This is a genomic window from Micromonospora aurantiaca ATCC 27029 (genome assembly GCF_000145235.1).
Lineage (GTDB): Bacteria > Actinomycetota > Actinomycetes > Mycobacteriales > Micromonosporaceae > Micromonospora > Micromonospora aurantiaca.
The window spans coordinates 5,899,993-5,921,132 of record NC_014391.1; the positions used below are offsets into that span (position 1 = coordinate 5,899,993).

The window sequence follows — 21,140 nt, forward strand, 5'->3', positions numbered from 1 at the left end:
CCACACAGCGTGCCACGCCGGACCTCACATCGTCGCCGTGACCTTCTTCAAGCCGCGCGGCGCGTCCGGGTCCTCGCCCCGGGCCAGGGCCAGGGACAGCGCGAGCCGTTGCAGCGGCAGGATGTCGAGCAGCGGCGCGTACCGCTCGTCGACCTCGGGAACCGCCATCCGGGTCTCGCCGACCTCGGCGGAGCCGACCACGACCACGTCGGCGCGGCGTTCGCCGAGGCGGGGCAGCACCTCGCGCATCGACGTGCCGCCGGGGCCGGAGCCGACCACGGCGAGCACCGGGACGTCCGGGTCGGTCATGGCGAGCGGGCCGTGCAGCAGGTCGGCGCCGGAGAAGGCGAGCGCCGGGAGGTACGACGTCTCCATCAGCTTCAGCGCCGCCTCCCGGGCGGTCGGGTACGCGTACCCCCGGCCGGTGGTGACGAGCTGGGCGGCGAACCGGTAGCGCGGGGCGAGCCGGGGCGGGGTGTCGTCGGCGAGCGTCTGCGCTGCCAGCTCGGGCAGGCGGCTCAGGGCGGCGTGCTCCTCGGCGGGCAGCACGCCGTCGCCGGCGCGTACGCCCTCGATCAGCATGAGCAGCGCGAGCAGCTCGGCGGTGTAGGTCTTGGTGGCGGCGACCGCGCGCTCGTGGCCGGCGGCGATGTCGACGCTCAGCTCGGCGGTCTCCACCAGCGGCGAGCCGGGGTTGTTGGTGACCGCGAGGGTGAGCGCGCCGGAGGCGCGGGCGACCCGCAGCACCTCGGCCAGGTCGGGCGAGCCGCCGCTCTGGCTGACGCCGACGACGAGCGCGTCGGAGAGGTCGGGCCGGGCGCCGAAGACGGTGATCGCGCTCGGGGAGGCCAGCCCGGCGGGCAGTCCGAGGCGGATCTCGGTCAGGTAGGCCGCGTAGAGCGCGGCGTGGTCGGAGGTGCCCCGGGCGGTGAAGACGACGTGCCGGGGGCGGCGTTCGGCGACGACGGCCGCCACCTCGGCGATGGCCGCCGCGTGCTCGGTGGAGAGCAGACGCTCGTAACCGGCCGGCTGCTCGTCGATGTCGGCGGCCATACCGGCCCCTGCTTGCGTCACTCCGGAACCTCCTTCTGCGCGTTTCCCGCGCGTTCGATGCTCAGTCTTGCACGTTTCAGTAGCCTCAATCAACGCAACGAGCAGGAGTGCGCAGTGGATCACTAACTGACGGAAGATCCCCTAGGCTTGCCCGGCTGACCGACCCGACCGGCGAGAGGACGACGTGCCCGAGGACGACGCCGCGCTGTCGGCGGAGGAGGAACTCGCGCTGGCCCGGCTGGCGCTGGGCGAGGGCGACCTGCGGCACGCCGCCGACCACGTGGCCGCCGCGCTGGTCCGCTCCCCCACGCTGCCCGAGGCGCACGAGACGCTCGCCCGGCTGAACGCGGCCAGCGGCGGCGACCTGGACCTCTTCCCGCTCGGTCAGCAGGCGTTCGTCGGCGCCGTGGTGGCCCGCGCGCATCTGCTCGCCGCCGCCGGCCGCTCCGCCGAAGGGCTCGACCTGCTCGCCGCCGCCACCGGCTACGCGCCGGCCGCGCCCTGGGCCGCAGTGCCCTGGGTGACCGCCACCGACCTGCCGGAACGCCTCGATCCCGAGCGCACCGCCCGGATCCTCATGCAGGTCTGCGCGGCGGCGCCGGACCCCGCGCCGCGCCGGCTGCGCGAGCCGCTCGCGCCGTACCTCACGCTGGCCCGCAACGCGATCACCGTCCATCCGGCCCATCCGCTGCTGCTGGGCGCGGCGTCCGCGCTGGCCCGGCGCCTCGGCGAGGTCACCCTCGCCGTCACCTGGGCCACCCGGGGGGTACGCGCACAGCCCACCAAACTCGGCGAGGTGTGGCTCGGGTACGCGTACCGCGGCGCCGGCCGGACCGCCGAGGCGCTCGCCGCACTGGAACGCGCTGTCGCGCTCGACCCCGACGACCTCGCTGTCTACGCGGACATCGCCGGCACGCTGGCCGACAACGGCCGGCTCGACGCGGCGCTGGGCTGGATCGACCGGGCGCTGGCGAAGGACCCCACGTTCGACTGCGCGGTGCACACCGCGCACCGGCTGCGCTACCTGCGCGACGGCGACGTGGACCACCTGGTGGCGCTCGCCGACTTCGTCCGCGACCACCCGGACGACACGCACGAGCACGGTGACCTCGCCGAGTGCTGCCGGGGCCGCCCCTGGCTCGGGCAGGTGACCCCGGCCGGCGACGACACCCCGGCCCTCGACGGTCCCGCCCCCTCGGCGGCAGCGGTACGGCGGCTCCAGCAGCTCGCGCACCCGGCGTGGGCGCACCCGCCGGCCGCGTACGACGCCGCGGTCGGGCTCGCCACACTGGACCTCGCCGACCTGCTCGCCCTGCTGGCACACCCGCCGGAGGCACCGGCGACAGCGCTGGGCCGGGTGCTCGGCGGGCAGGATCCGGCACTGTGGACGCGCTGCGCGCAGGTCTGGGCCTGCCTCGGCCTGCTGCACCACCGCACCGACGAGCCGTGGGAGCTGTCGACCCGGCGTCGGGTGCTGGGGGAACTGGCCGCCGGTGATCTCGGCCCGGCCGCCGAGGCGGCGCTGTTCGCCCTGGTCACCGCCGCCTGGGTGCACCCGGACACCCGCGCCGACGTAGCAGCGCTGGTGTCCGGGCGGATCGCCGAGGTGGCGGCCGGGCCGATGCGGCGCACCCCGGTGGCGGTGTCGCTGGCGTACCTGGCTCGGGCCACCCCGGCCCTCGACCCGGCCGCACGTGCCACCGCCGACTCGCTCATCGCCGGCGCCGCCGGCGGTCCGCTGCGCCGTCTCTGGCGACGATTCACAGCCCTGTTCCGCCGGAACTGACCGCCGCCACTTCGCCGAAGTGGCGCGATCAACTCGCCCTCGAACCCGCCACTACCCCGAGCTGGCGAGCAGCGGGCGCGAGGCACGTCAGGCGACGGGGGCCTTGCCGAGCGCGGCCTCGGCCTCGTCCTCCGGTGTGGCGCCGGCCGGCGGTACGTCGTTCGTCGCGCGCAGCGGCACCTCCTTGATGAACCAGGCGAGCACCGGTACGGCCACCGTGAAGAGGACCGCCCAGAAGAAGACGTGCGAGATGGCGTCGGAGAGGCCGCCGAGCACCGCCTCGCGCATCGGGCCGGTGAGCTTCTTGAGTGCCTCCAGGTCCATCGCGCCGCCCTCGCCGCCCGAGCCCGCGAACGCGGAACCGGCGGCCGAGTCGGCGAGGCGGTTGGCGAAGATCGCGCCGAAGAGGGAGACGCCGAACGAGCCGCCGATGGACCGGAAGAAGGTCGCAGCGCCGCTGGCCGCGCCGAGGTCCTTCTGTTCCACGCTGTTCTGCGCGATCAGCATCGAGGTCTGCATGAGGAAGCCCATGCCGACACCGAGCACGATCATGTAGATCGAGGACTGCGCCTTGCTGGTGTCCACGTCCAGCAGGCTGAGCAGGCCCATGCCGGCGACCATCACCACGCCGCCGACGATCGGGAAGACGCGGTAGCGGCCGGTCCTGGTGATGGTCCGGCCGACCACGAGCGACACCACGAGCATGCCGAACATGAGCGGGAGCAGCAGCAGGCCGCTGTTCGTGGCCGACGCCCCCTGCACGGTCTGCTGGTAGAGCGGCAGGAAGTTCATCGCGCCGAACATGGCGAAGCCGAGCAGGAACCCGATCACCGAGATCAGCGCGAAGTTGCGGTTGGCGAACAGGCTCAGCGGCAGGATCGGCTCCGGCACGCGCCGCTCCACCACCGCGAACGCGCCGAGGGCGAGCACCGCCAGCACGGCGAGGCCGAGGATCTGTGGCGATACCCAGTCGTACTCGTTGCCGCCCCACGTGGTCACCAGCACGATCGCGGTGATGCCGACGGACAGCAGCGCCGCACCCAACCAGTCGATCTTGTGCTCGGTGCGGTACTTGGGCAGGTGCATGGTGGTGGCGAGGATCAGCAGCGCCGCGCCGCCCAGCGGCAGGTTGACGTAGAACGCCCAGCGCCAGGAGAGGTTGTCGGTGATGAAGCCGCCGACGAGCGGGCCGGCGACCATGGCGATGGCCATGATCCCGGCGATCATGCCCTGGTAGCGGCCCCGCTCGCGCGGCGGGACCAGGTCACCGATGATCGCCATGACGCCGACCATCAGGCCACCGGCGCCGAGGCCCTGGACGGCACGGAACGCGATCAGCTCGGTCATGCCGGTGTCGGCGCCGCCGAAGACGCCGGAGCCGGACATGCCGCAGAGCGCGGAGCCGACCAGGAACACCACCACAGCGGTGAGGAAGACCGTCTTGCGGCCGTAGAGGTCGCCGAGCTTGCCCCAGATCGGCGTGGAGACCGTCGTGCCCAGCACGTACGCGGTGACCACCCAGGTGAAGTGGTCGGCGCCGCCGAACTCGAAGACGATCCGCGGCAGCGCGGTGCTGACGATCATGTTGTCGAGCATCGCGAGCATCATCGCGATCATCAGACCGAACAGGACGACCCGGACATTGGGTCTCGTGGTCACCTGGGCTGGTTGACTCATCGGTAGGCTCCCCCGCAGATCGGATGATCGACTTACTTGCCGCCCGGCTAGTTTGCTTACTAGCCGGACGGTAAGCTGATGGCGGGCGCACGTCAAGCGGATTGGAAGGATGTCGGCCGGTGAGGGAGACCACAGGTGGCACGCGCGAGCGGATCCAGGCCGTCGCCTTGGAACTCTTCACCGAGCAGGGCTACGAGAAGACGTCGCTGCGGGAGATCGCCGAGCGGCTGGGCGTGACCAAGGCGGCGCTCTACTACCACTTCAAGAGCAAGGACGAGATCGTCACCAGCCTGGTCGACGACCGGCTGCGCCGGATGGACGAGCTGATCGCCTGGGCCGCCGACCAGCCGCCCACCCTGGCCACCCGGCGCGCCCTGATCGGCAGGTACGCCGACAGCATGTTCGCCGGCGACCTGCCCCAGGTGATGCGCTTCTTCGAGCAGAACCAGACCGTGCTCAAGAGCCTCGTCGCCGGCCAGCAGATGCGGGACCGGATGATGCGGCTGGCGCACGAGCTGTGCCGGGGCGACGACTCGCCCGCCGCCCAGCTCCGCGCCGCGCTCACGCTGTTCGCGGTGCACAGCAGCTGGTTCGCGGTACGCGTGCCGGGCATCACCGACGACGAGCGCAAGCGGATCGCGCTCCAGGTGGCCGACGAGCTGCTCGCCAAGATCGGCGAGACCGGCCAGGGCTGAGCCGGTTCAGCCCGCCGCGGTCAGATCCAGCCGCAGGCCGCGCAGGTCGATGCCGGGCAGCGGCGTCCAGTCCTTCTCCGGGTACCTGACGAAACCGAGCCGCTCGTAGAGGCGGTGTGCGTTCGCCGCCATCCCGGCGCGGACGCAGATCACCACGGCGGTGCAGCCCAACTCCGTGGCGCGCGCCACGCACGCGGCCGCGAGCGCGGCGCCCGCGCCCCGGCCCTGCGCGGCCGGATCCACAGCGAGCATCCGGAACTCGGCCTCGCCCGGGCCGGCCAGTTCGGCGTACGGGGTGCCGGGCAGCACGAACGTCACCGCGCCGAGCACCTGGCCGGTGGCGTCGTCGACGGCCACCAGCACCTCGCCGGTCTCGGCGCGGCCGGCCACGTCGGCGAGCACCGGCGCGTACCCGCTCTCGTCCTTGAGCTGGCCGTCCGCCTCGTACGCGGCGACTGTCAGCCGGGCCACGGCCGGGAAGTCCGCCGGCTCGGCGCGGCGCACCCGCAGGCCGGTCAACCGATCTCCGCGATCAGGTCGCCGTCCTGCACCACGTCGCCCTCGTTGACCGCCAGCTTCTGCACCACGCCGTCGGACTCGGCGACCACCGGGATCTCCATCTTCATCGACTCCAGGATGACGAGGGTGTCGCCCTCGGACACCGTGTCACCGGCCGACACGACGACCTTCCAGACGTTCGCCACCATCTCGGCGCGGATCTCCTCGGCCATCTCGGCCCTCCCTCTCCCCGACAGCTCCCCGACAATCCTGCGAACGGTATCCAATCATGACGCCGGTCACGCCGGGCCGCGCACCACCGCCGCGCGCGATCCGCCCCGCCGCGCCCCGACCGCCGGCGACGGCACTAGCATCGTGCGGGTCGGCCACCGGCGAGCCCGGAGGGCCGCACCGCGACCTCCGCCGCGCCCAGCCGCGGACGGAACCGTGACCAGCACAAGGAGGCAGAGCATGGCGAAGAAGGCCCGCAAGAAGAAGGCCCGCAAGAAGAGCAGCGCCAACCACGGCAAGCGCCCCAACTCCTGATCATCCGATCAGGCGGCGCAGTCGCCGGACAGCGCAACGGCCCGGGTCCGTGATCGGACCCGGGCCGTTGCGTCGCTTGTCAGTCGGCCAGTTCGCGGGACTCGGTGCTCTCGAAGACCACCAGCTCGGTCAGCCGCAGGCGCAACCGCTCACGCAGCTTCTCCGGGGCCGCCTCGTTGCCGCAGCACCGGGCCACGAGCGCCTTGACCTCCTGCTCGATGCCGTACTCGCGCAGGCACGGCCCGCACTCGTCCAGGTGGTGCCGGATCAGCACCCGGCGCTCCTCGGCGCACTCCAGGTCGAGGTAGAGGTAGACCTCGGCGAGCACCTCGCGGCAGTCCGTCTCGTGCGGTTGTCCACAGCTCACGGTCACACCTCCCGGCCGGCGGCGGCGGTCGAACCCTTCTTCGACGAGGCGGCGCTGAAACCCCGCTCCGCCGCGTACTGCTCCAGCAGCTTCCGCAGATTACGTCGGCCACGGTGCAGACGGGACATCACGGTGCCGATCGGCGTGCCCATGATGTCGGCGACCTCCTTGTAGGAGAAGCCCTCGACGTCGGTCAGGTAGACGGCCAGGCGGAACTCCTCCGGCAACTGCTGGAGGGCCTCCTTGACGTCGCTGTCCGGCAGCCGGTCGAGCGCCTCCGTCTCGGCCGAGCGCAGGCCGCTGGACGTGTGCGACTCCGCCTCGGCGAGCTGCCAGTCGGTGATCTCCTCGGTCGGCGCCTGGATGGGCTGGCGCTGCCGCTTGCGGTAGGTGTTGATGTAGGTGTTGGTCAGGATCCGGTAGAGCCAGGCCTTCAGGTTCGTGCCCTGCTCGAACTGGTGGAAGGCGGCGTACGCCTTCAGGTACGTCTCCTGAACCAGGTCCTCCGCGTCCGCCGGGTTGCGGGTCATCCGCAGTCCGGCAGCGTAGAGCTGATCGACGAAGGGCATCGCGTCCCGCTCGAAGCGGGCCCTGCGCTCGTCCGTCTTCTCGGTGGTCAACCGCACATCCCCTCGCGTCGGATGCTTTCCCGCCGAGGATACGCGTACCCACCTACCGGCAGATTCACTTCCGGAGTGTGTGCCGGTGCTCACGACCGACGCCGCCGCGGGCCACTCCGGCGCGTCGAGCAGCCGCCGGAGCTGACGCTCGTCCCGTTCGTCCCGTTCCCGGCTCCGTGTCTCGATCGGCACCGGTCACCCCCCTCGCGCTGGCTCTGTCGTCGTCCAAGGGGGATAACGCGAGTTGTGGGGCATGGCATTCCTCCGGCCCCACCCGATCCTGGTCCCGGCCTCGGCCGCGACCGACGCTGGGACCAGGAAGGGCCTGGGAGGGTGGCCCCGGCGCGCCCGAACCGGGCGGCCGGCACCAACCGGTGCAACGACCCGCCGCGGCGGACGGTCACGGCGCGCGCCGCCCGGTCAGGACGACCACCCGTGTACGCGCAGCCAGTCCCGCACCACGGCGGCCGTGCCGGCCGGGTCGCCGCGCAGGTCGTGGCGCTCCCCCGGCCGGACCACCACCTCTATGCCGGGGCCGGACTCGGGCACGCCGAACGGATCCCGGTCGCCGTTGACGACGAGCGTGGGCAGGCCGGTGAGCAGTTCCCCGGCCCGGGATCGCTCCGGTCGTCCCGGCGGGTGCAGCGGGAACGCCAGTGCGACGACTCCGGCCGCCCCGACGGCGGCGGCGGTACGGCACGCCACCCGGGCGCCGCTGGACCGGCCCCCGACCACCCAGTGGCGCACCCGCGGGGCACGCCGGCGCAGGTCGGCCAGCACCGCCGTCCACGCCTCGTCGAGGTGCCCGGCGGGAGCGGGCGCGCGTCGCCCGGCAACCCGGTACGGCTGGGTCACCAGGGCCACCCCGGCCCCGGCGGCGAGCACCGCGTCCCGGACGGCGGTCAGGTCGGGCGCGTCCACGTCACCGCCGGCGCCGTGACCGAGCACCAGCACCGTGGTGCCGTCGGCGGGTGGGTCGAACCGGAGCCGGGCGGGCCCCCGTGGTGTGTCGATCTCGTCGTCGTGCCGCACCGGCTCATTCTGCGCGGCCGGCCGGCCCGCCGGTGATCGGGCGCGGAAACGGACGTCGCCCGCGGCCTGCCGGAGCGGGCCACGGGCGACGTCGGGATCAGCTCAGCGGGACCAGCGTGAGCAGGCGGTCGCGCACCGGCGGACCGGCGTCGTCGAGCGCGTCCGGATCCGGCTGCACCTCGCTGCGCCAGGCCACCAGCATGGCGCGCCGCTCACGCGGCGTGGTGCCGCCCCAGACGCCGTGACAGTCGCCCACCTCCAGCGCCCAGGCCAGGCAGGAGCCCTGGACGTCGCAGGTGCGGCAGAGCGCCACCGCCGCGTCGGCCGGTTCGTTCGGTGCCGGAAAGAACGTCTCCGGATCGACGTTCTGACAGGTGCCTCTGGTGCGCCACGCGTCGTCCTGGCGTCGTTCGCTCAGCGCCCGCAGCAGTCGCGGATCGCGCCGCGCGGCGGCTACCTCGTGCGGACGCGGCATACGTGCCCGTGTCAATACACCCACCTCCCCCGTGGGAACCGGCGTAGATCTTTACAAGATCGATGGGTGTCATCCGCCCCGTGCGAACAGACGCCCATCACCGGCGCTGTGTTCTATCGCATTCGAATACGTAAGGACAAGAGTCTTCAATGAAACTGACTGAACGTCCGGGCGACTTTTCCGGCCCAACCCCGGCAAACGGGGCACGCAAATGTGGCGGAGCGTGATCAGAAGAGCGTCGGTCCGGCGGCCGTCCCGACACCCGCCGGAGCCACCGCGGCGATCAGCTCCGGGCCGTCGTTGCGGACGTCGCCGACGGCCCGGGACACGGGCCGGATCTCCAGCCCGGCGAGCAGGCCGGCGTCCGGCGGCGCGAGCAGTTCTGCCGGCTCCTCGGCCGGGCCGAGCCATTCCGCCCAGCGCTCCGGCGACAGCAGCAGCGGCATCCGGTCGTGCACCTCGGCCAGCTCGCCGACCGCAGCGGTGGTGAGCACGCTGAACGTGAGCCGGGCCGCGCCCGCCGACTCCCACACGGACCAGATGCCGGCGAAGGCCAGGACCGAGCCGTCCCGCGGGGTCATGAAGTAGGGCTGGCGTCCGCCGTCGGCGAGGCGGACCCACTCGTACCACCCGTCGGAGGGGACCAGGCAGCGGCGGCGGGCGAAGGACGGCGCGTACGCCCGGCTGGTGGCGACCGTCTCGGCTCTCGCGTTGATCATGCGGGCGGCCCCGGCGGCGCTGCGCGACCACTGCGGGAGCAGGCCCCAGCGGCCGAGGGAGAGCAGCCTGTGCCCCTCCGGGGCGAGCCGGACCAGCGGCACCGGGTCGGTCGGCGCGACGTTGTAGTCCGGCGCCACCCCACCGGTCTCGTCGGCCGACTCGAACAGCGCGCTCAGATCGGCGGCGCTCCGGGTCGTGGCGTACCTCCCGCACATGGCGCCTACGCTAGCCGCATCCGGACGTTCCGGCTGTCCCGCCCAACGGGAGCAGCGGCGACGGGCGGTTCCACCGGCCCGTGAGCTTGGCAGAATGTAACGGTGAGCAATCCGACCGCGACGAGTCCGCCGCAGCCGTGGACCGCGCCGACCGCGAGCGACCCGGTCGCCGCGACGCTGCGCCTGCCCGGTTCCAAGTCGATGACCGCCCGGGCCCTGGTGCTCGGCGCGCTCGCCGGCGGGCCGTCGACACTCGCCCGTCCACTGCGCGCCCGGGACACCGAACTGATGGCCGGTGGCCTGCGCGCACTCGGCGCCCACATGTCGATCTCGGACGACGACCGCTGGCTGGTCCGTCCCTACCCGCTGGCCGGCCCGGCGCACGTCGACGTCGGCCTGGCCGGCACCGTGATGCGCTTCCTGCCCCCGGTGGCCGGGCTGGCCGCCGGGCGGGTCACGTTCGACGGCGACCCGCACGCCCGGACCCGGCCGCTCGGGCCGCTGATCGGCGCGCTGCGCACGCTCGGCGTCCGCATCGACGCGCCCCCGGCCGGCAGCCTGCCGCTCGTCGTGCTCGGCGCGGGGCGGGTGACCGGCGGTGACGTGGTGATCGACGCCTCCGCGTCCAGCCAGCTCGTCTCCGGTCTGCTGCTCGCCGCGCCGCGTTTCGACAGGGGCGTCGTGGTCCGGCACGAGGGGCCGCCGGTGCCGTCCGCGCCGCACCTGCGGATGACGGTGCAGATGCTCCGCGCCGCCGGCGCCGCCGTCGACGACACCACGCCCGACGTCTGGACGGTCGAGCCGGGCCCGCTGTCCGGGCGCGGGTGGGAGATCGAACCGGACCTGTCCGGCGCCGCGCCGTTCTTCGCCGCCGCGCTGGTCACCGGCGGCGAGGTGACGCTCCAGGGCTGGCCGCGCAGCAGCCTCCAGCCGGTCGAGCAGCTCCGCGAGCTGCTGCACCGGATGGGCGGCGAGGTGAGCCTCGGCACCGACGGCCTGACGGTGCGGGGCACCGGCACCGTGCGCGGGCTGGACGCCGACCTCTCCGACGTGGGCGAGCTGACCCCGGTGCTGACCGCGCTCACGCTGCTCGCCGACGGCCCGTCCCGGCTCACCGGCATCGGCCACATCCGCGGTCACGAGACCGACCGGGTCACCGCCCTGGCCAAGGAGTTCACAGCGCTCGGCGCGGACATCACCGAGACCCGCGACGGCCTGGACATCCGGCCCCGGCCGCTGCGCGGCGGGACGTTCCGCACGTACGCCGACCACCGGATGGCGCACGCGGCGGCGGTGGCCGGGCTCGCCGTCCCCGGCATCGAGGTCGACGACGTGGCGTGCACCTCCAAGACCATGCCGGAGTTCCCGGCACTATGGTCGGGGATGGTGACAGGCAAGAACTGACAGCGGGGGGACGTCCTGACGACGAAGCGGCGCGAGTACGACGAGGACGACGTCCGGGTACGACCGGGCCGGTCCTCGCGCCCGCGTACACGCACCCGGCCCCGGCACGCAGACGCCGTCGACGGCTTCGTCATCGCCGTCGACCGGGGCCGCTACACCTGTGTGATCCCCGGCGCCGGACCGGACGCGCCGCTCGTGACCGCCATGCGCGCCCGCGAGCTGGGACGCAAGTCGGTGGTGGTGGGCGACCGGGTGGGGCTGGTCGGGGACACCTCCGGTGCGCCGGGCGCGCTGGCCCGCATCGTGCGCATCGCCGAGCGGACCTCGGTGCTGCGGCGTACCGCCGACGACGACGAGACCACCGCCGAGGGGCGGCTGGAACGGGTGGTGGTGGCGAACGCCGACCAGTTGGTGATCGTCAGCGCGCTCGCCGACCCGCCGCCGCGTACCGGGTTCATCGACCGCTGCCTGGTGGCCGCGTACGACGCCGGCATCGAGCCGCTGCTCTGCCTCACCAAGGCCGACCTCGCCGGCCCGGAGGCGGTGCTCGGCTACTACACCGAGCTGGAGCTGCCGTACGTGCTGATCCGCCCGGACTCCGACCTGGCCGCGCTGCGGGCGCTGCTCGCCGGCCGGGTCTCGGTGATGGTGGGCCACTCCGGGGTGGGCAAGTCGACGCTTGTCAACCGCCTCGTCCCGGAAGCCGAACGGGCGGTGGGCACGGTCAGCGCGATCGGCCGGGGCCGGCACACCTCGACCAGCGCGGTCGCGCTGCGCCTGCCCGCCGAGCCCGGCGCCGAGGGCGACACCGGCTGGATCGTCGACACCCCGGGGGTACGCAGCTTCGGGCTGGCCCACGTGTCCGCTGAGAGCCTGCTGCACGGCTTCCCCGACCTGGTCGAGGCGACAGTCGACTGCCCGGCCAACTGCCCGCACACCGCCGACGAGGCGGACTGCGCGCTCGACGCCTGGGTGACCGCCGGGAAGGCCGACGCGCGCCGGCTCGCCTCGTACCGCCGGTTGCTGGCCTCCCGCAGCGGCGAGGGCGACCCGCGCGAGCCGGAGCGCAACCCCGGCGACCCGCTCGCCGGGTCCTGAGCGGCGGACCGGCGGCGACCCGCCGTCGAAGGCCGGGCCGCCGCCACTAGCGTGTCAGTCATGACCGGGTACGCCGACGACCTCGCCCTCGCCCACCTGCTCGCCGACGCCGCGGACGCCGTCTCCTCGGCCCGGTTCCGCGCGCTCGACCTGCGCGTCGAGTCGAAGCCGGACCTGACGCCGGTCTCCGACGCGGACACCGCCGTCGAACGGGAGATCCGGGCGCTGCTGGCCGAGCACCGTCCCGGTGACGGCCTGCTCGGCGAGGAGTACGGCGAGCAGCCGCCGGCCGGCCCCGACGGGCGGCGCTGGGTGATCGACCCGATCGACGGCACGAAGAACTTCGTCCGGGGCGTACCAGTCTGGGCCACCCTGATCGCGCTGCTGGAGCACGACCGGCCGGTGCTCGGCCTGGTCTCCGCCCCGGCGCTGGGCCGCCGCTGGTGGGGCGCGCTCGGCGCGGGCGCGTTCGCCGGCACCGGTCCGGCGGACGGCACGCCGATCCGGGTCTCCGGCGTGACAGCGCTCGGCGACGCGAGCTTCTGCTACTCGTCGCTGACCGGGTGGGAGCAGGCCGGGCGGCTGGACGCGGTGCTCCAGCTCATGCGCGACACCTGGCGCAGCCGGGCGTACGGCGACTTCTACGGCTACATGCTGCTGGCCGAGGGGGCACTGGACGTGATGGTGGAGCCCGAGCTGTCGCTGTGGGACATCGCCGCGCTGGTCCCGATCGTCACCGAGGCGGGCGGAATCGTCACCGACCTGGCCGGGCGGCCCGCCCCGGCCGGCGCCGACTCCGCCGACATCAGCGCCGTGGCCAGCAACGGGGCGCTGCACGACGACATCCTGGCCCGGCTCGGCCGTCCAGCCGAGCGCTGACCCGGGGGAAGCCTCTATCCTCGCCAGGTGGTTTCCTCCGGTTGGTGCTTCCTGGCGGCGATGATCATCGCGTACGGCTTCGCCAACCTTCTCCAGTCGGTCGCAGCCGCGCGGACCACAGTGCACCACACGTTCGATCCCGGGCTGCTGCTGCGCCTCGCCGGGCACCGGACGTACCTGATCGGCCTGGCCTGCCAGGTCGTCGGCTTCGTGCTGGCCTTCCTGGCCCGCCGTGACCTGCCGTTGTTCCTGGTCCAGGCCAGCGTGGCGGCCGGGCTCGGGGTGACCGCCGTCCTCGGCGTGCTGGTGCTCAAGTGGCGGCTGCCCGCAGCCGAGGTGGTGCTGCTGGTGCTGCTGTTCGCCGGCATCACCGCGCTCGTCCTCTCCGCCCAGCCCGCGCCGTCGCGGCAGCTCGGCACCGCCGGGCTGGTCGGCCTGGCGGTGGCGGTGGTCGCGATCGCCGCTTCCGGCTTCTTCGCCGCCCGGCTGCACGGCGCGCTCGGGTCGGTGGTGCTCGGCTCACTGGCCGGGATGGCGTTCTCCGCCGCCGCGGTGGCGGCCCGCCCGCTCGCCTCGGCCGGGTCGGTGGAGGCGTTCGTCCGTGACCCGCTGCTCTACCTGCTGATCGTCCACTCGGTGATCGGCCAGCTGCTGCTCGGGCTGGCCATGCAGCGCGGGTCGACCACGGCGGCGGTGGCCGCGATGGACGCCGCCGGCGCGGTGCCAGCGGCGATCGTCGGCCTGCTGCTGCTCAACGACAAGATCTGGCCCGGCCGGGAGTGGCTGGCCGGGCTCGGCTTCCTGGTGACGCTCGCGGCGGTGGTCGGCCTGACCCGGTACGCCGAACCGCAGCACCACCACGCCGGCGCCCGCCAGAAGGCAATGGTGGGCGCCGGGATGGTGCCGGTTCAGGCCGCCTCGACCGGCCCGCGTTCGGAGACGACCACCTCGACCGGCGGCGTCACCTCGACCGGCGTCGGCTCGATCGGCGTAGCCGGGCGGCGCCGCCCGATCACCCGCTCGTAGAGACGCTCCAGCGCGGCGGCGGTCCGTTCCCAGGTGTAGCTGCACCGGACCCGGTCCACCGCGGCGTGCCCGTACGCGAACCGGCCGGCGTTGTCCGACAGCAGCCGGCGCAGCGTGACTCCGAGCATGCGCACGTCACCCGGCGGCACCAGCTTGCCGGTCACCTCGTCCACCACCGCGTCCGCGATGCCCCCCATGGCGTAGCCGACCACCGGCACGCCGCAGGCCATCGCCTCCAGCGACACCCGCCCGGCCGACGCGTAGTGCGGCGTGCAGGCCACCAGATCGGCGGAGCGGTACCAGGTGGCCATCTGGTCGTGCGGCACCGCGCCGACCAGCTTCACCTGCTCCGCCACGCCCGCCCGTTCGGCCAGCTCGCGCAGCCGGCGCGCCTCGGCGTGCCCGTCCAGCCGCTCGGCCGGCGGGCCGCCCGCGATCACCAGCTCCGCGTCACCGACCAGCCGCATCGCCCGGATCAGGTCGTCCTGGCCGTGCCCGGGCGCGAGCCCGCCGACGGAGAGGATCCGCGGCCGCTGGTCCCGCGGCGCCGCCTCGCCGTCCGGGTGGAACTGGCCGGTGTCCACCCCGGTCGGCACCATCGCCACCGACGTCCGTTGCAGGCCCATCCGGGTCAGCTCGTCGACCTCGTCGTTGCACTGGGCCACCGCCACGTCCACGGCCCGGGTCAGCGCCCGTTCCAGCGGGATGCGCTCCCCCGGCCCGCTGTACTCCCGGCCGAGGTGACGCAACTGCTCCACGCCGAGCGAGTGGAACGTCTGCACCACCGGGATGTCGGTCGCGCGTACCGCGTGGGCGGCCGCCAGCCCGCCGACCCAGTAGTGCCCGTGCACCACGTCGGGCGTCCAGTCCCCGGCCCACTGCCCGGCCAGCCAGCGGCCGTACTCGGCGACGAACGGGACCAGCTCGGCGGTGGAGAGCATGTCGGGCGGGCCGACCGGGACACGTTCCACCCGGTAGCCGTCGAGTTCGGTCAGGGCGGGCTGGGCGGACGCGGCACGACGCTCGTAGACGCGGACGTCATGGCCCCGGGCGGCGAGCTCCGCCGCCACGCGCGCAATGTGCTCCTGCGTCCCGACAGTGGGACCGTCGGTGGACGAGCCGGCGTGCGCGCATACAAGGCCGACGCGCATGGTGCACCTCCATGCGTTTCTCGCGAGCGGGGTCTCCGGTCAGAGCGTCCCATTAACCCAGGTCCGGTGCGTCCAAACCTGACAGATCGGGGTCACCCGGCCAGTGCGTCCCGTGGGCGGGACAGCCGACCGATGCCGATCACCGGCGAAAACGGTCGGCATGACCGCCCCGGCCCGGGGTACCGACGGGGAATGCCGCTGACCCGCAGCCTCTCCGACGCCACAGTCGTCATCACCGGCGCCTCCAGCGGGATCGGCGCGGCCACCGCGTACGCGCTGGCCCGCCGGGGCGCCGACGTGGTGCTGGCCGCCCGGACCGAGTCCGCGCTGCGCCGGGTCGCGTCGTTCTGCCGGGAACTGGGCGGGCGCGCCCTGGTGGTGCCCACCGACGTGACCGACCCGGAGGCGGTGGAGCGGCTGGCAGGGCGGGCGGTGGCCGAGTTCGGCCGGATCGACGCGTGGATCAACAACGCGGCAGTGGGCACCGTGGGACTGTTCGACGAGATCCCGGTGGCCGAGTTCCGCCGGGTGGTGGACGTGAACCTGCTCGGCGCCGTGTACGGGACGCGGGCCGCGCTGCCCTGGCTGGGCGCGGCCGGCGGCGGGGTGCTCGTCAACAACGCCTCGGTGCTGGCCGAGGTGGCGATGCCGTACCAGTCGGCGTACAACGCGACGAAGCACGCGATCCGCGGGCTGGCCGACACGGTGCGGCAGGAACTACGGGTGACCGGCCGGGGGAACATCTCGATCTGCACCGTGCTGCCCGCCACCATCGACACGCCGTTCTTCCGGCACGCGGCCAATCACTCCGGCCGGGAGCTGACCCCGCCGCCGCCGGTGTACCCGCCCGAGATGGTCGCCGAGACGATCGTCCGGCTGCTGCGCCGGCCCCGGCGCGAGGCGTACGCGGGCGGCGCGGCCCGGCTGATCGGCCTCCAGTGGCGGCTCGCCCCGGCATTGGCCGAGCGGGCGCTGGGCTGGTACACCGCGCGCACCCAGTTCGGTCCCGGCGTACGCGACGACTCCACAGGCGCCGTGTTCACGCCGGACTCGGCGGCGGAGCGGACCGACGGATGGTCCGGCCGGCGCGGGCAGGTGCTGCGGCTGACCGCGGCGGTCGGGCTGGCCGCCGGCACGGCTGTCGGCACGGTGGCGGCGCTCAGCCGCCGGTCCCGGGCCGGCCGGCCGTGAGTCCCGTCGACCGGACCGGTGCGCGGGCGCGGACCGACGTGCACAATGGGGCGATCATGCCGACGGATGCGCGTTGCCTGGTGGAGACCGACGAGTCCTCCCCGACGGTCCGGCTGACCGGGGTCCTCGACCGTTCCGAGGTGGAGGCCGTACGGGACGCGCTGCTCGCCCGGCTGTGGCGGCACCCCGGGGTGCTGCTCGTGGACCTGTCCGGGGTGCGGATCCCCGACCCGGTGGCACGCGACGCGCTGGACGAGGTCTGCCGGGCGGTCGACGACTGGCCCGCCGCGCGGCTGCTGCTCGACCCGCACGGGCCGCCACCGGACGCCCCGCCCGAGCCGCTCGACGCCGAGCTGCCCCCGGTGGCCGAGGCCGCCCGGGAGGCGCGGGTGCTGGTGGCCGGCGGCTGCGCCAGGTGGGGACTGCCGGAGCTGACCGAGCCGGCCTGCATCGCGGTCACCGAGATGGTCAACAACGTGGTGGCGCACGCGGTCACGCCGATGACGCTCCGGCTGGCCCCGCGCGGCGGCGCGCTGCATCTTGCGGTGCGGGACCACTCGACCGGGCGGCCCACGTACGGCGGTCCGGCGCCGGTGGACTCGGTGGGCGGGCGGGGGCTGCTGCTCATCGACACGGTGGCCCGGCGCTGGGGCAGCACGGCGCTGCCCGACGGCAAGGTGGTGTGGTGCGTGCTGTACGCCGAGGACGAGGCGGCGTACCGCAACTGAGGTGCTTTTCGCACTGTTTCTCCCGATCCACCCGGCCGGTCGCGGTTAGGCCGGGTAGCGCAGTGGGTAGTTCCCGGGCATGCGCGACGACGAGTACCCCACCCCCGTGTCCGATCCCGAGGCGGCGGGCCTGCCCGACACCGCCGACGACGACTCCACCGCGAACGACGACGTGCTGACCGGGCGCGAGGCGGACGGCCCCGAGCCGGCCCAGCTCCCCGGTGACCGCACGCCGGTCGCCGTGGACCAGTTCGGCACCACGGCGGAGGAGCAGCTCGACGGCGAGTCGCTGGACTACAAGCTCCAGCGCGAGCAGTACGAGCGTCCCGCCGACGACCCGCTCGCCGGCCCGGTCGACCCGGACATCGCCGCCGAGGCGGACAGCGAGGAGGCCGCCGCGCAGGCCCAGCTCGACGCCGACGTGATCGACCCGGGCCCGGTCTCGGACCCGCACTCCCCGGTGTCGGTGTACGACCACGGCCAGCTCGGTACCGTCGCCGACCACCAGGTGGGCCGGCTGGTCGAGCCGGACGAGGGCGCACACACCGACCAGGAGACCGACAACGTCGCGTACGACGCGGGCGCGGCCGGTGGCGGGGCCAGCGCGGAGGAGCTGGCGGTGCACGAGACCCGGCCGCCGGAGGCGCGCTGACCGCTCAGTCGTCCAGGCCCCGCTCGATGGCGTACCGGGTCAGCTCGACCCGGTTGTGCAACTGGAGCTTGCCCAGGGTGTTCTGCACGTGGTTCTGCACGGTCCGGTGGGACAGGCTCAGCCGGTCGGCGATCTGCTTGTAGGACAGCCCCTTGGCGACCAGACGCAGCACCTCGGTCTCCCGTTCGGTGAGCCGGGGTGCGTCGTCGTGCGGGGCGGGCGGCTCCGCGGCCAGCCGCCGGTACTCCCCCAGCACCAGCCCGGCCAGGCCGGGCGTGAACACCGGCTCACCGGCCGCCGTGCGGCGCACCGCGTCCAGGAACTCCGCCGGTGCGGCCGACTTGATCAGGTAGCCGGTGGCGCCGGCCTTGACCGCGTCCAGCACGCCCTGCGGCTCGCCGCTGGCCGAGAGCATGAGCACCCGCACGTCGGGCAGCGCGGCGCGCAGGCCCCGGATCACCTCGACGCCGGAGATGTCCGGCAGCTGGAGGTCGAGCACGACCAGGTCGGGACGGGCCGCGGCGGCCACCCGTACCGCCTGCCGCCCCTCACCACTGGTCGCCACCACCTGGTGGCCCGCCTCGGTGAGGTCACGGGCCACACCCTCGCGCCACATCGGGTGGTCGTCGACCACCATCACCCGGATGCTCACCCGCGGCTCCTCGGCACGACCAGCTCGATCTCGGTGCCGGCGCCGGGCGCGGAGACGATCCGCACCTCGCCGCCCAGGTCGGCCACCCGGCCCCGGATGGACTGCGCCACCCCGAGCCGCCCCTGCGCGGCGGCCTCCGCCAGCCGCCCCTCCGGGATGCCCGGTCCCTCGTCGCGTACCGAGACGGTCACCGTCTCCTCCTCGTCCTCGATCAGCACCCAGGCCCGCCCGCCGGCGTGCCGGGCCACGTTGTCGAGCGCCGCGCCGACCGCAGCGCCCAGCTCACCGGCGGCCCGCGCCGGCAACGGCACCGGTGTGGCGGGCGCGGACACCACGACGGTGGCCGAGGCGTACCTGTCGATCAGGTCGCGCAGATCCTGCTCGTCCCCGCCCGGGTCCGGCGGCGCGCCCGCCCGGCCGATCAGCGCCCGCAGCGCCGCCTCCTGCTCGCCGGCCAGCCGGGCCAGCTCGGCCGCCTCGCCGTCCAGGTCCGCGCCGCGCCGCCGGACCAGCGCGAGCACCTGGAGCACCGAGTCGTGGATGTCGCGGGCCAGCCGTTCCCGCTCGCGGGTGGCCGCCTCCAGCTCCACCGCCCGCTGCAACCGCTCCTCCGCCTGCACCGCCAGCCGGGCCACGTGCCCGACCACCACGCCGGCGAGCAGCATGAGGATCGCCCCGGTCAGCGCGGACGGGCTGATCCGGTCGCGGGTGGCGAGGTCGGCGCCGCCGAGGACGATCGCGGCCACCGCGCCGCGCCGCCGCCCGCCGGAGACCGCCCAGGCGAGCACCGGCCCGGCCAGCCAGGCGGCGGTCAGCATCGGCACCCCGGCGGCGAGCGCCGCGCGGCCCACCACCCAGGGCGTGACCAGGATGATCGCCAGCACCACGCCGAGGTCGGCCAGGAGCAGCGGCCAGCGCCGCCCGGCCGGACGGCCGTAACCGGCCGCCGTCACGCCGCTCCACGCCAGCATCGCCAGCAGGACACCGCCCGCGGCGACCGGGTGCGCGTAGCGGTCCGCGTCGCGCAGCACGACCAGTCCGACGTACGCGAGCGCGGCGAAGCGGAACACCGCTATCGATCGCCAGAAGGGGCCCTCGAGGCCGGAGGACGACGGCATGTGCGACACCCTGTCACAGCCGGTCCAGGGCACCCCGGGCGGTGCGGCCCGAGAAACCCTGACGTACGGTGGAAATGCCGCGAAAGTCGTCGAGAACCATCGTCGGGACGGGGTCATGACAGACGCAGAACTCCCCGCACCGCGTACGGTTGTGCCCATCGAACCTTCCCTGCTTCTCGCCACGGCCTTCGACCAGGCGCAGGTGACCGGGCTGCGGCACTCGGTCACCTCCTGTGCGCACGGCTCGGGCCTGTCCGGCCAACGGCTGGACGACTTCGTGCTGGCGGTCAACGAGCTGATCACCAACGCGGTCCGGCACGGCGGCGGGCAGGGCTGGCTGCGGCTCTGGGAGCGGAACGGCGAACTGGTCTGCGAGGTCGCCGACCACGGGCCCGGGATCAGCGAACGGCGGCTGCGCGACCGCGAGCGGCCCGCGCCGGACACCGCCGGCGGCTGGGGCCTCTGGCTGGCCCGGGAGCTGAGCGACGCGATGGAGGTGGAGACCGGCGACGCCGGCACCGTCGTCCGGATCACCGCCGCGCTCGCCACCCGCCAGCACGCCACCGGCCCACTGGACGGCTGACCCCGCCGCCGGCGTCAGGCGAACAGGGCGCTCACCGACTCCCCGTTGTGGATCCGCCGCATCGCCTCGGCCAGCGCCGGCGCCACCGACAGCACCTCCAGCTTCGGCACCCGCTTCTCGGCCGGGATCGGCACCGTGTTGGTGCAGACGATCTCCAGGACACCCTCCTGCCCGCCCAGCCGCTCCAGCGCCCCGCTGGAGAACAGGCCGTGCGTACAGGCCAGCCGGATCGAGCGGACCCGCCGCTCCCGCAGATGCGAGATCAGCTCGATCACCGTGCTGCCCTTGGCGATCTCGTCGTCCAGCACGATCACGTCCCGGTCCGCCACGTCACCGATGATCGTGCTGATCTGCACCCGGTCGTCGCTGTAGCGCTGCTTCGCGCCGGCCGCCACGGGCGTACCCAGCATCCGGGCGAACGCCGCGGCCTCCTTGGCGTTGCCCAGGTCCGGCGAGACCACCACCGCGTTGCTCAGGTCGTACCCCTTGAAATGGGCGGCCAGTTCGCGCAGCGCGTGCAGGTGGTCCACCGGGACGCTGAAGAAGCCGTGCACCTGCGGCGAGTGCAGCGTCATGGCCAGCACCCGGTCCGCGCCCGCGGAGGTGAGCAGGTCGGCGACGAGCCGGCCGCCGATGGAGATGCGCGGCGCGTCCTTCTTGTCCGAACGCGCGTACGCGTAGTGCGGCAGCACCACTGTGATCCGCGCGGCCGACGCGCCGCGGGCCGCGTCGATCATGAGCAGCAGCTCGACCAGGTGCTCCTGCACCGGCGGCACCAGCGGCTGGATGAGGAAGACGTCGCGCTCCCGGCAGTTCGCCTGCAACTGCACCTCCAGGCAGTCGTTGGCGAACCGGGACACCCGTACCGGGTGCAGCGGGACGTGGAGGTGGGCGCAGATCTCGGCGGCGAGGTCGGGATGGGCTGATCCGCTGAACACGGCAATGTCACGCACGTCTGATGATCGTACGGGCCG

At 74.0% G+C, this 21,140-nt stretch carries 24 protein-coding genes; 11 read left to right on the forward strand and 13 right to left on the reverse strand.

Going from position 1 to position 21,140, the window contains the following annotated elements; all coding sequences use genetic code 11:
• Window positions 1–24 precede the first annotated feature (24 nt).
• Window positions 25–1,053, reverse strand: coding sequence for an SIS domain-containing protein (locus MICAU_RS26165; RefSeq protein ID WP_041799113.1), 1,029 nt, complete (start codon window positions 1,051–1,053; stop codon window positions 25–27).
• A gap of 184 nt (window positions 1,054–1,237) precedes the next feature.
• On the opposite strand from MICAU_RS26165, the gene MICAU_RS26170 reads away from it, so the two are divergent.
• Window positions 1,238–2,839, forward strand: coding sequence for a tetratricopeptide repeat protein (locus MICAU_RS26170; protein WP_013288366.1), 1,602 nt, complete (start codon window positions 1,238–1,240; stop codon window positions 2,837–2,839).
• Between the two features lie 87 nt (window positions 2,840–2,926).
• Here the strand turns inward: MICAU_RS26170 and MICAU_RS26175 are convergent, their stop codons facing one another.
• Window positions 2,927–4,516: an MDR family MFS transporter gene (locus MICAU_RS26175; protein WP_013288367.1), complete on the reverse strand. Its 1,590-nt coding sequence runs from the start codon at window positions 4,514–4,516 to the stop codon at window positions 2,927–2,929.
• A gap of 119 nt (window positions 4,517–4,635) precedes the next feature.
• Here MICAU_RS26175 and MICAU_RS26180 point away from each other — a divergent pair, with 119 nt between their 5' ends.
• Window positions 4,636–5,211, forward strand: a complete 576-nt coding sequence (locus MICAU_RS26180) for a TetR/AcrR family transcriptional regulator (RefSeq protein WP_013288368.1) — start codon at window positions 4,636–4,638, stop codon at window positions 5,209–5,211.
• A 6-nt stretch (window positions 5,212–5,217) separates the two neighbouring features.
• Here MICAU_RS26180 and MICAU_RS26185 read toward each other — a convergent pair whose 3' ends face one another.
• Both MICAU_RS26185 and MICAU_RS26190 read right to left on the reverse strand, forming a co-directional pair.
• Window positions 5,218–5,730: a GNAT family N-acetyltransferase gene (locus MICAU_RS26185; protein WP_013288369.1), complete on the reverse strand. Its 513-nt coding sequence runs from the start codon at window positions 5,728–5,730 to the stop codon at window positions 5,218–5,220.
• The gene (locus MICAU_RS26190; RefSeq protein WP_013288370.1) at window positions 5,727–5,942 is read right to left on the reverse strand and encodes a biotin/lipoyl-binding carrier protein; all 216 of its coding nucleotides are present in this window, start codon (window positions 5,940–5,942) and stop codon (window positions 5,727–5,729) included. Before MICAU_RS26190 ends, MICAU_RS26185 begins: the two co-directional genes overlap by 4 nt.
• A gap of 238 nt (window positions 5,943–6,180) precedes the next feature.
• Here MICAU_RS26190 and MICAU_RS33705 point away from each other — a divergent pair, with 238 nt between their 5' ends.
• Window positions 6,181–6,255 carry a 50S ribosomal protein bL37 gene (locus MICAU_RS33705; RefSeq protein ID WP_369752275.1) on the forward strand — a complete coding sequence of 25 codons (75 nt, stop codon included), beginning with the start codon at window positions 6,181–6,183 and terminating at the stop codon, window positions 6,253–6,255.
• 79 nt (window positions 6,256–6,334) lie between these two features.
• Here MICAU_RS33705 and rsrA read toward each other — a convergent pair whose 3' ends face one another.
• The 5 genes from rsrA to MICAU_RS26220 all read right to left on the reverse strand — a co-directional run bounded on the left by rsrA (window position 6,335) and on the right by MICAU_RS26220 (window position 9,684).
• Window positions 6,335–6,622: a mycothiol system anti-sigma-R factor gene (gene rsrA, locus MICAU_RS26200; protein ID WP_013288372.1), complete on the reverse strand. Its 288-nt coding sequence runs from the start codon at window positions 6,620–6,622 to the stop codon at window positions 6,335–6,337.
• A gap of 2 nt (window positions 6,623–6,624) precedes the next feature.
• Entirely contained in the window at window positions 6,625–7,434 is an 810-nt protein-coding gene (locus tag MICAU_RS26205; protein ID WP_013288373.1) for a sigma-70 family RNA polymerase sigma factor, read from the reverse strand.
• Window positions 7,435–7,662: 228 nt separating this feature from the next.
• Window positions 7,663–8,274 (reverse strand): alpha/beta hydrolase family protein, encoded by a 612-nt coding sequence (locus MICAU_RS26210; RefSeq protein ID WP_013288374.1) that lies wholly within the window; start codon window positions 8,272–8,274, stop codon window positions 7,663–7,665.
• Between the two features lie 97 nt (window positions 8,275–8,371).
• Complete coding sequence (locus tag MICAU_RS26215) at window positions 8,372–8,764, reverse strand: WhiB family transcriptional regulator (protein ID WP_013288375.1); 393 nt, start codon at window positions 8,762–8,764, stop codon at window positions 8,372–8,374.
• A 212-nt stretch (window positions 8,765–8,976) separates the two neighbouring features.
• Window positions 8,977–9,684, reverse strand: a complete 708-nt coding sequence (locus MICAU_RS26220; protein ID WP_013288376.1) for an SOS response-associated peptidase — start codon at window positions 9,682–9,684, stop codon at window positions 8,977–8,979.
• 102 nt (window positions 9,685–9,786) lie between these two features.
• Between MICAU_RS26220 and aroA the strand changes: the two genes are divergently transcribed.
• From aroA to MICAU_RS32115, 4 genes are all read left to right on the forward strand, one after another.
• Window positions 9,787–11,088, forward strand: a complete 1,302-nt coding sequence (gene aroA, locus MICAU_RS26225) for a 3-phosphoshikimate 1-carboxyvinyltransferase (RefSeq protein WP_013288377.1) — start codon at window positions 9,787–9,789, stop codon at window positions 11,086–11,088.
• Window positions 11,089–11,250: 162 nt separating this feature from the next.
• Window positions 11,251–12,186, forward strand: a complete 936-nt coding sequence (gene rsgA / locus MICAU_RS26230; protein ID WP_013288378.1) for a ribosome small subunit-dependent GTPase A — start codon at window positions 11,251–11,253, stop codon at window positions 12,184–12,186.
• Window positions 12,187–12,246: 60 nt separating this feature from the next.
• Window positions 12,247–13,065 (forward strand): histidinol-phosphatase, encoded by an 819-nt coding sequence (hisN, locus tag MICAU_RS26235; protein ID WP_013288379.1) that lies wholly within the window; start codon window positions 12,247–12,249, stop codon window positions 13,063–13,065.
• Window positions 13,066–13,125: 60 nt separating this feature from the next.
• Complete coding sequence (locus MICAU_RS32115) at window positions 13,126–14,091, forward strand: hypothetical protein (RefSeq protein WP_030275121.1); 966 nt, start codon at window positions 13,126–13,128, stop codon at window positions 14,089–14,091.
• Here MICAU_RS32115 and MICAU_RS26240 read toward each other — a convergent pair.
• A complete protein-coding gene (locus MICAU_RS26240) occupies window positions 13,974–15,242 on the reverse strand; it encodes a glycosyltransferase (RefSeq protein WP_013288381.1) in 1,269 nt (422 codons plus the stop codon). The two genes, MICAU_RS32115 and MICAU_RS26240, sit on opposite strands and share 118 nt — an antisense overlap.
• A 192-nt stretch (window positions 15,243–15,434) precedes the next feature.
• Here MICAU_RS26240 and MICAU_RS26245 point away from each other — a divergent pair, with 192 nt between their 5' ends.
• The 3 genes from MICAU_RS26245 to MICAU_RS26255 all read left to right on the forward strand — a co-directional run bounded on the left by MICAU_RS26245 (window position 15,435) and on the right by MICAU_RS26255 (window position 17,813).
• Window positions 15,435–16,433, forward strand: coding sequence for an SDR family oxidoreductase (locus tag MICAU_RS26245; RefSeq protein WP_013288382.1), 999 nt, complete (start codon window positions 15,435–15,437; stop codon window positions 16,431–16,433).
• A 56-nt stretch (window positions 16,434–16,489) separates the two neighbouring features.
• Window positions 16,490–17,161 (forward strand): ATP-binding protein, encoded by a 672-nt coding sequence (locus tag MICAU_RS26250; protein WP_083791369.1) that lies wholly within the window; start codon window positions 16,490–16,492, stop codon window positions 17,159–17,161.
• A 79-nt stretch (window positions 17,162–17,240) separates the two neighbouring features.
• Complete coding sequence (locus MICAU_RS26255; protein ID WP_013288384.1) at window positions 17,241–17,813, forward strand: DUF5709 domain-containing protein; 573 nt, start codon at window positions 17,241–17,243, stop codon at window positions 17,811–17,813.
• Window positions 17,814–17,817: 4 nt separating this feature from the next.
• Here MICAU_RS26255 and MICAU_RS26260 read toward each other — a convergent pair whose 3' ends face one another.
• Window positions 17,818–18,450 carry a response regulator gene (locus tag MICAU_RS26260; RefSeq protein ID WP_030275127.1) on the reverse strand — a complete coding sequence of 211 codons (633 nt, stop codon included), beginning with the start codon at window positions 18,448–18,450 and terminating at the stop codon, window positions 17,818–17,820.
• Between the two features lie 11 nt (window positions 18,451–18,461).
• Window positions 18,462–19,583, reverse strand: a complete 1,122-nt coding sequence (gene macS / locus MICAU_RS26265; RefSeq protein WP_013475260.1) for a MacS family sensor histidine kinase — start codon at window positions 19,581–19,583, stop codon at window positions 18,462–18,464.
• 115 nt (window positions 19,584–19,698) lie between these two features.
• Between macS and MICAU_RS26270 the strand changes: the two genes are divergently transcribed.
• Window positions 19,699–20,166: an ATP-binding protein gene (locus MICAU_RS26270; RefSeq protein ID WP_013288387.1), complete on the forward strand. Its 468-nt coding sequence runs from the start codon at window positions 19,699–19,701 to the stop codon at window positions 20,164–20,166.
• Between the two features lie 14 nt (window positions 20,167–20,180).
• Here the strand turns inward: MICAU_RS26270 and MICAU_RS26275 are convergent, their stop codons facing one another.
• Window positions 20,181–21,119, reverse strand: a complete 939-nt coding sequence (locus MICAU_RS26275) for a ribose-phosphate diphosphokinase (protein WP_013288388.1) — start codon at window positions 21,117–21,119, stop codon at window positions 20,181–20,183.
• Between the last annotated feature and the right edge of the window lie 21 nt (window positions 21,120–21,140).

What these genes read in the sequence shown, in the direction of transcription:
- MICAU_RS26245 (WP_013288382.1), top strand. Translation starts at nt 15,435, where the DNA reads ATGCCGCTGACCCGCAGCCTCTCCGACGCCACAGTCGTCATCACCGGC.
- MICAU_RS32115 (WP_030275121.1), top strand. Translation starts at nt 13,126, where the DNA reads ATGATCATCGCGTACGGCTTCGCCAACCTTCTCCAGTCGGTCGCAGCC.
- MICAU_RS26270 (WP_013288387.1), top strand. Translation starts at nt 19,699, where the DNA reads ATGACAGACGCAGAACTCCCCGCACCGCGTACGGTTGTGCCCATCGAA.
- MICAU_RS26165 (WP_041799113.1), bottom strand. Translation starts at nt 1,053, where the DNA reads ATGGCCGCCGACATCGACGAGCAGCCGGCCGGTTACGAGCGTCTGCTC.
- MICAU_RS26175 (WP_013288367.1), bottom strand. Translation starts at nt 4,516, where the DNA reads ATGAGTCAACCAGCCCAGGTGACCACGAGACCCAATGTCCGGGTCGTC.
- MICAU_RS26240 (WP_013288381.1), bottom strand. Translation starts at nt 15,242, where the DNA reads ATGCGCGTCGGCCTTGTATGCGCGCACGCCGGCTCGTCCACCGACGGT.
- MICAU_RS26250 (WP_083791369.1), top strand. Translation starts at nt 16,490, where the DNA reads ATGCCGACGGATGCGCGTTGCCTGGTGGAGACCGACGAGTCCTCCCCG.
- macS (WP_013475260.1), bottom strand. Translation starts at nt 19,583, where the DNA reads ATGCCGTCGTCCTCCGGCCTCGAGGGCCCCTTCTGGCGATCGATAGCG.
- hisN (WP_013288379.1), top strand. Translation starts at nt 12,247, where the DNA reads ATGACCGGGTACGCCGACGACCTCGCCCTCGCCCACCTGCTCGCCGAC.
- MICAU_RS26190 (WP_013288370.1), bottom strand. Translation starts at nt 5,942, where the DNA reads ATGGCCGAGGAGATCCGCGCCGAGATGGTGGCGAACGTCTGGAAGGTC.
- MICAU_RS26255 (WP_013288384.1), top strand. Translation starts at nt 17,241, where the DNA reads ATGCGCGACGACGAGTACCCCACCCCCGTGTCCGATCCCGAGGCGGCG.
- MICAU_RS26260 (WP_030275127.1), bottom strand. Translation starts at nt 18,450, where the DNA reads ATGGTGGTCGACGACCACCCGATGTGGCGCGAGGGTGTGGCCCGTGAC.
- MICAU_RS26220 (WP_013288376.1), bottom strand. Translation starts at nt 9,684, where the DNA reads ATGTGCGGGAGGTACGCCACGACCCGGAGCGCCGCCGATCTGAGCGCG.